Annotated in this window: 1 protein-coding gene; it reads left to right on the forward strand. The window is 70.2% G+C overall.

Annotated elements, in window-relative coordinates; genetic code table 11:
* Nucleotides 1–239 precede the first annotated feature (239 nt).
* A complete protein-coding gene (locus tag E6P78_RS32480; RefSeq protein ID WP_136207201.1) occupies nt 240–1325 on the forward strand; it encodes an IS110 family transposase in 1086 nt (361 codons plus the stop codon).
* The last annotated feature ends 16 nt before the right edge of the window (nt 1326–1341 follow it).

Below are 1341 nucleotides of genomic sequence, written 5' to 3' on the forward strand. Positions count from 1 at the left end.
CCCGACTGACAGTGAGGATGTGAGTGGTGGTTCTGCTGATGCGTCTGACTCGCCGACTGACTGACGTCTTCGACTGTCCTGTTTCGGATTTGTCGGCGCATCGGCGGAGCCACCACGCACGCGGCCGGACGGGCGTTTGTGACTCCATAGGAGCTTGGTCCAGAAGCCCCGTCACTGTCTTGTCCACCCGCCCGACCGGCGCGTGCCGCCCTCGGAACGGACACGCCACAAGGACGGACATGACCAGCATGACGCACGACGGCCCGCAGATCACCGGCGGAGTCGACACCCACGGCCTGACGCACCACGGGGCGGTGATCGACTCCATCGGCCGGCACCTGGCCGACCGCGAGTTCCCCGCCTCCATCCGCGGCTATCGCGACCTGCTCGACTGGATGCGCTCCCACGGCACGCTGACCGCGGTGGGGGTGGAGGGCACGGGTGCCTACGGGGCCGAGCTCGCCCGGGTGCTGACCGCGGCCGGGGTCACGGTCATCGACGTCGACCGGCCGGACCGCAAGACCCGGCGGATGAAAGGCAAGTCCGACCCGATCGACTCCTACGCGGCCGCAACGGCCGTACTGTCCGGCCGTGCCACCGGGATCCCCAAGAGCCGGGACGGTGTGGTCGAGGCGGTGCGGGTGCTGCGGACCGCGCGACGCAGCGCCGTCAAGGCCCGCACCCAGGCGATGAACCAGATTCGCGGCCTGCTCGTTTCGGCCCCCGCCATGCTGCGCGAGCAGGTCGCGGGCCTGGAGCGGGCCATGCTGATACGCACCCTGTCCCGCCTGCGGCCCGGCGACGACCTGTCCCGCCCGCTGGCGGCGACCCGGGCCGCACTGCGCCGCCTCGCGCGCCGCCACCAGGCCCTGGACGACGAGATCGCCGAGCTGGACACCGAGATCGGCCCACTGGCCAAGCAGGCCGCCCCCGTGCTGCTGGAGCTGTTCGGTGTCGGACCCGAGACCGCCGGCCAGCTACTGGCCTCGGCCGGAGACAACCCCGAACGCATGAGGCCCGAGGCCGCGTTCGCACACCTGGCCGGGGTCGCGCCGATCCCGGCGTCCTCCGGACGGACCCACCGACACCGCCTTAACCGAGGCGGCGACCGGGCCGCCAACAACGCCCTCCACACCATCGTGCTGACCCGCATGCGCTTCGACGAACGCACCCGCGCCTACGTTGAACGCCGCACGAAGGAAGGGCTCTCGAAGAAGGACATCATGCGCTGTCTCAAGCGATTCGTCGCCCGCGAGGTCTACCGCGCGCTGACCACCAAGCCCACGGAACGAATCACTCAAACCGCCCTCGCTGCTGCGGCTTGACAACCATAGGAGCATC

This window comes from Streptomyces sp. A0958 (genome assembly GCF_004795035.1).
Taxonomy (GTDB): Bacteria; Actinomycetota; Actinomycetes; order Streptomycetales; family Streptomycetaceae; genus Streptomyces.